The organism is Vannielia sp., assembly GCF_029212645.1.
GTDB lineage: Bacteria > Pseudomonadota > Alphaproteobacteria > Rhodobacterales > Rhodobacteraceae > Vannielia.
Map to the genome: position 1 here is coordinate 1 of NZ_JARGND010000083.1, position 6,135 is coordinate 6,135.

General features: G+C 63.0%; 5 protein-coding genes and 1 pseudogene. 2 read left to right on the plus strand and 4 right to left on the minus strand.

Annotated features, from left to right (window positions below; all coding sequences use genetic code 11):
* Nucleotides 1–264 precede the first annotated feature (264 nt).
* Together P1U55_RS15490 and P1U55_RS15495 are read right to left on the minus strand one after the other, a co-directional pair.
* Nucleotides 265–1,143 carry a DMT family transporter gene (locus tag P1U55_RS15490; protein ID WP_301048544.1) on the minus strand — a complete coding sequence of 293 codons (879 nt, stop codon included), beginning with the start codon at nt 1,141–1,143 and terminating at the stop codon, nt 265–267.
* An 8-nt stretch (nt 1,144–1,151) separates the two neighbouring features.
* Entirely contained in the window at nt 1,152–2,228 is a 1,077-nt protein-coding gene (locus P1U55_RS15495) for a glycosyltransferase family 4 protein (RefSeq protein WP_301048541.1), read from the minus strand.
* Nucleotides 2,229–2,349: 121 nt separating this feature from the next.
* Between P1U55_RS15495 and P1U55_RS15500 the strand changes: the two are divergent.
* Nucleotides 2,350–2,496, plus strand: a pseudogene (locus P1U55_RS15500) (IS6 family transposase); the annotation flags it as partial.
* Nucleotides 2,497–2,794: 298 nt separating this feature from the next.
* A complete protein-coding gene (locus P1U55_RS15505; RefSeq protein WP_301048545.1) occupies nt 2,795–4,240 on the plus strand; it encodes a cobyric acid synthase in 1,446 nt (481 codons plus the stop codon).
* On the opposite strand, the gene cobD is transcribed toward P1U55_RS15505, so the two are convergent.
* Nucleotides 4,241–5,194 carry a threonine-phosphate decarboxylase CobD gene (cobD, locus tag P1U55_RS15510; RefSeq protein ID WP_301048543.1) on the minus strand — a complete coding sequence of 318 codons (954 nt, stop codon included), beginning with the start codon at nt 5,192–5,194 and terminating at the stop codon, nt 4,241–4,243.
* Nucleotides 5,195–6,127: an adenosylcobinamide-phosphate synthase CbiB gene (gene cbiB / locus P1U55_RS15515; RefSeq protein WP_301048546.1), complete on the minus strand. Its 933-nt coding sequence runs from the start codon at nt 6,125–6,127 to the stop codon at nt 5,195–5,197. It abuts the gene before it with no gap.
* Between the last annotated feature and the right edge of the window lie 8 nt (nt 6,128–6,135).

The following is a 6,135-nucleotide window of genomic DNA, read 5'->3' on the forward strand; positions in this document are numbered from 1 at the left end:
TGCATCGCGGCCAGGTGGGCGAAGGGCTGCCGGGGCAGATCGGGTAAAACGCGGTGTTTGCCATTCCTGTTGACAGAACCCTGTCAACAGGCCGCCCCCCGGCGGCTCGCCTGAATGGCCGTTGCCAGCATGCTCGCCAGCCCCGCCAACACGCAGAGGGTGATGAACGTCAGCAACCCGGCACCATAGGTCCATCGCCCGCAGGGTGGCGCTATGCACCTACCTTGTCACGCAAGCTCTGGCTCATGGCACGTCACATCTTCTTTAGATTCTTGGAACATTCTGCTTGGCCAGTTGCACCATCAGGATACCCACCGCAATCACCGCAACGCCCAAAATGTCCATCACGCCGATCTGCTCATCAAGGAAGATCCACGCCACCAGCACCCCGAAAAACGGGTTGAGGAAATGAAAGGTCGCCGCCTTTACCGCGCCAATCCGCCCCACCAGCAAGAACCAAATCCACGTTGCCGTGATCCCCGGAATGAACACCGTGTAGAGGAAAGCCAGCGTCAACCCGATGCTAGGCGTGTAGGTCCATGTTTCAAACAGCGCCGCCGGTATTACAAGGCAGGCCGAGCCGATCAGCATCTGGTAGCCCAGCACCACCCACAGGTTGCCGCCGCCGCTCGTTGCCCCGCGCAGCGACAGCGTGGCAACCGCCAGCGCAAGGGCACCTATGATGCACAGCGCCACGCCCGGCAGGCTCACCCCGGCCTCCAGCCGCGCCCCCATGATCACCAGCACCCCGCCAAACCCAAGCACCAGCCCGGCCACGCCACTCCAGGGCAGCCGATCACCCAGCATCATCCAGCCGATCAGCGCCACGATCAGCGGCATTGTCGACGCGATGATCGAGGCCAGGCCAGCCTCGATCCACTGCATCGCGATAAAGTTCAGCCCAAGGTAAAGCGCGTTCTGGCAAACCCCGAAGATAATCGTCGCCCGCCACTGGTTGCGCGTCAGCCGGAACGATTGCCCAAGCGCACGCGCAATCACCAGGGCCACGCAACCCGCCAGAAAAAACCGCACCGAACTCACGGCAAGCGGCGGCGCACTCGCCACGATGATCCGCGCCGAGGTAAAGGCAGACGACCAGATAAAGGCAAACGTCAGCCCCATCACAAGTGCGGCGATGTCCATTCGCGGCGTCATGCCGGCGCGTCCATCAAACTGCTGTAAAGATCGCCAATCTGTTGGCGCACCCGCGCGGCCGTAAACCGCGCCTCGTAAGCGGCCCGGCAGGACGCCCGATACCCTTGCAGTTCCACCTTATCCAAACTCCGCAAGCATTGCTCCAGATCATCCCCCTCCAGCGAAAAGACCTTCCCGGTCCGGTCAGGCTCTACCAAAGACGGCAAAGCCCCCCGATCACTGCAAATAACCGGCGTGCCATTGCGAAACGCCTCCGGGACCACAAGCCCAAAGCCCTCCCACCGCGATGGCACAACCAGGGCATCCGAGGAGGCATACCAATCGTCAATTTCAGCCTGCGAAATCCACCCCGACAATGATGCACCCTCGGGAAGATCAACAGCCTCGCCGTCTGAGCGTACACCACTGCCAACGATATGCAGCCGCAAATCCTGCCGCTCCCGCCCCACCTTCGCAAAGGCCTCAATCAGCAGATCAAGGCCCTTCTGGCGATCATGCCGCCCGACAAACAGCAGATGAATCGCATCAGGTTCGCTGGCAAACAACGCGCCGGTCGTTTCGCCTATAGTGTCATCAACACCATTCTCTACCAAAATGTGCGGCCCCCGATAGCGGGAGTCCTTGGCAAGCCGCAGGTCCGACTCCGAAATGTTGATAACGCGCGTGGCAAGGCCTGCCAGCCCGCCTTCAAGCCTCTGCACCAGCCACCGCTTCAGGCCGCCGCCTTCAAACATCGAGGCCGCCCACCCATGAGCACAATAAATCGCCGCTCGCCGATCACCGCCAAGCCGCACCGCAGCCAGCGCCAACAAGGAAAAGCTGGAATGGAAGAATATGATATCAGGAGACTCCGCGCGGATCGCCTGTTTCGTCGCCTTGATGTTGGCCCAAATCCCCTTCAGGCCCCGCCCCGGCGATAGATAGGGCCGCACATCCAGCTCCGCATCAAGCGCTTTCGCGTGGTCCTGCGGAACGACAAAAACGTTCGTTGTGTCGCCCCCAATGTCATTAATCAGGTTCAAGTAGGACGCGACGCCACCAATGGCCGTTTCGCAAATGTGAAGGATCTTCATTTGTGACGCGTTCGCTTCGTTCTTGGCCGGTTCCGGGGTTCTGTCGCAAAGTTATTCATAACCTGAAAGCGTTTTTCACTGGCTTTGTTTTTGCGGCCGAACTGCGAGTGTGGAGGGTGCGATGATCGATTTCAAGGGAAACCAATTTTTTAAGGATGTGATCTTCTATGCGGTTTGGGTCTGCGTCCGTTTTCCGGTGTCGTATCGGGGCTTTGAACAGATGCTGGCTAAGCGTGGCATCGCGGCTAACCACGCCACGCTGAACCAACGGATGGACGAGATTTGAAGCAAGGTGAAGCGCCCCTTTACGGCTGGCCAACTTGCCAGTCGAGATCAATCCGCCCTTCACCAATTCAGCGCGCTCGCCAGATCAGCATTTTCAGAGAACGGCTCGGCTCAATCGTCAAAGACATGCGGCAGAACCGCCTGCCGCGCGCCTCGCAGATCCTGAAATGTCGGGGAAAAGAAAACTTGGTAAGGCTTTTCCATCTGGCGGTTCCGAAGTCACTGAAATAGGTCTTGTCTCCGAATTTCGAAGCGGCGCCGCGCGGCGTCAAGCGGGTGACATGACTGCAATCATGATTCAGGGTGCCGGATCGAATGTCGGCAAGTCGATGCTGGTTGCGGGGCTGTGCCGGGCAGCGCAGCGGCGCGGGTTGAGCGTCGCGCCCTTCAAGCCGCAGAACATGTCGAACAATGCCGCCGTGACCGCCGATGGCGGCGAGATCGGGCGGGCACAGGCCTTGCAGGCACTGGCCTGTGGGCTCGAACCCTTGGTCGACATGAACCCCGTTCTCCTTAAACCCGAAAGCGATGTCGGGGCGCAGGTGGTCGTGCAGGGTCGCCGGCTGACCACGACAAAGGCACGCGATTACACGGCGATCAAGCCACAGTTGATGGGAGCCGTACTGGAAAGCTTCGGGCGGCTGCGCGCGGCGCATGATCTTGTCATCGTCGAAGGCGCGGGGTCTCCGGCGGAGGTCAACCTCCGCGCGGGGGACATCGCGAATATGGGGTTCGCACGCGCGGCCAACGTACCGGTCATCCTGACGGGCGACATTGATCGCGGCGGGGTGATCGCGCAGATCGTCGGCACCCAAACGGTGATCGCCCCCGAGGATGCGGCGATGATCGAAGGCTTCCTGATCAACAAGTTTCGTGGCGATGTCAGCCTGTTCGAAGATGGCTACGCGATGATCGAGGCGCACACCCGCTGGCGCGGTTACGGAATTCTGCCCTGGTTCCGGCAAGCGCATCTTCTTCCTGCGGAAGACGCGCTCGATCTTGCGCACGCACCTCACGCGGGCGGTGTGAAAATCGCCTGCCTCGCGCTGTCTCGGATCGCAAATTTCGACGATCTCGATCCTCTGGCGGCGGAGCCTGGGATCAATCTGGTGATGGTCGGGCCGGGCCAGCCGATCCCGGGTGACGCGCATCTGGTGATCTTGCCCGGAACAAAGTCAACGCGCGGCGATCTGGCCTTCCTGCGCGAACAGGGCTGGGACATTGACCTGATGGCGCATTACCGGCGCGGCGGACATGTGTTGGGGATCTGCGGCGGTTATCAAATGCTCGGGCGCTCGGTCGCCGATCCGCAAGGGATCGAAGGCACGCCCGGCGTGACCGAGGGGCTGGGGCTGCTGGATGTGCAAACGGTAATGTCCCCCGAAAAGCGGCTGACACGGATAACAGCGCAGCACGCGGGCACCGGGCTCTCTGTCGAGGGCTACGAAATCCATATCGGGCACACCGACGGGCCTGACCGTGCGCGGCCTTTCGCGCGGATCGACGGGGTGGACGAGGGGGCGGTGTCAGCCTGCGGGCGGGTCACCGGTAGCTATCTGCACGGGCTTTTCGGAGCCGACGCTTTCCGCGCCGCATGGCTGGGCAAGCTTGGGATCGCAGCGAGCGGGCAGAACCATGCAAGGCAGGTCGAGGTTACGCTCAACGCGCTGGCTGACCACATGGAAGCGCATCTGGACGTGGAAGGGTTACTCGCGCTCGCACGCTGATCAGGCGAGAGCGCGCTCAAGACGCGCCCATTCCATCTCGGATCCGGGCAGGCCGAGGCGCAGCCAGGTCGGCGACCACGGGAATATCCGGCTCCAGATCCGGGCGCGCGCAAGGCGATCCTGCGCCGCGGTCGCATCAGGTGCCGCGTAGCTGCGGAAAAGATGGGTGCCGCCGATCACCTCCCATCCGGCACGGGCGGCAAGCGCATCAAGGCGTGCGGTCTCGGCGCTCAGGCGGGCAACCGTTTCCGCGTGCCAGTCGCGATCGGCAAGGGCCCTGCGACCGATCTCAAGCGCAGGACCAGCCACCGGCCAGGGCCCCGCCATCTCGGAAAATTGCGCGACAGTCCCGGCATCGGCAAAGGCAAAGCCAAGCCGCAGCCCCGCCAGCCCCCAGAATTTTCCAAAAGAGCGCAGCACGATCAAACCCTCTCCGGCAGCCCCGGCCACAGACAATTCCGGCACCGGATCAGCGAAACTCTCATCGACCACCAGTTGCCCAACCCCCGGCACGAGCGCGCGCAAGGCCTCTGCGGTGTGGTGGATGCCGTCCGGGTTGTTTGGGTTGACCACGATGGCCAATTCAGCCCCGCCAAGATCAGCGAGGCAAGAAACCTCCTCAACCTGCCACCCGGCGCTGCGCAGCGCAGCCGCATGTTCGTTATAGGTCGGGCCGAGAATGCGGGCGCGGCCCGGCGGCACAAGGCGCGGGACCAACTGGATCGCCTGCTGCGCGCCCGCAAGCGCTACGCCGGGCGCACAGGTCCCGAAGGCCTCCTGCGCGGTGGCGATCAGCGCGGATTTTGCAGCCTGCGTCGGCAGATCGGTCCAGACCCCCGGCGGCAGTTCGGGCACCGGCCAGGGTCGGCGATTGATCCCGGTCGAAAGGTCAATCCAGTCCTCGCCGCCCCAGATCGCCTTTGCCCGGTCGAGATTGCCACCGTGATCGCGCATTCACATCCCCCAAATCGCCAAGGCGACAAGTACAAGCAACACCGCCCCAAGTCCCATGGCACGACGAAAGAGCGCAAGCCCTCGCGCAAGATCATGCGCGCCCGGATCGGGTGCCGCGCCGTTCAACCAAGGCTCCTGCGCAACCCGATCCCCATAGTGGCGCGGGCCAGAAAGCCGGATTCCCAGCGCCCCGGCAAGCGCCGATTCCGGCCAGCCCGCATTGGGCGAACGATGCGCCTTCGCATCTCGAAGCATCACGCGAAACGCATCTTTCGCCCGACCACCGGAGGCCAGCGCAAAAAGCACCCCCGTCAGCCGTGCCGGAAGCAGGTTTGCCCCATCGTCGATCCGTGCGGCAGCCCAGCCAAAGGCCTCGTAGCGGGCATTGCGGTGGCCAATCATCGAATCAAGCGTGTTGATCGCCTTGTAGGCCGCGATGCCGGGAAGCCCGAGAAGGGCGCCCCAAAAAAGCGGCGCGACGATCCCATCCGAGCTGTTCTCGGCGAGGCTCTCAAGGGCCGCCCGCGCGACACCGGCGGTGTCGAGCTGCTTAGGATCACGTCCAACAATCATCGCGACGGCGTGGCGCGCGCCGGTCAGATCGCCCGCGATCAGCGGTTTTGTAACGCGCATGACATGATCATGCATTGAGCGCAGCGCAACCAAGGGCCAGGCGAGCGCGCCGCCGATGACAAGGCCAAGCCAGCCCTCGGGCAGAAGCGCTTGCGCAATGGCCCCGATGCCTGCCGCGATCCCGGTCACGAGCAGCGCCGTCAGAAGGCCGCGCGCACGCCGGTTCGTCCCCTCACGGTTCAGCCGGGACTCAAGCGCCTCAATCAGAGCGCCAAGCCAGGTCACCGGATGACCGATCCGCTTGAACAGCGCCTTCGGCCAGCCAAGCGCAAGATCAAGCGCCATGGCGACCAGCATCATCGCGACAA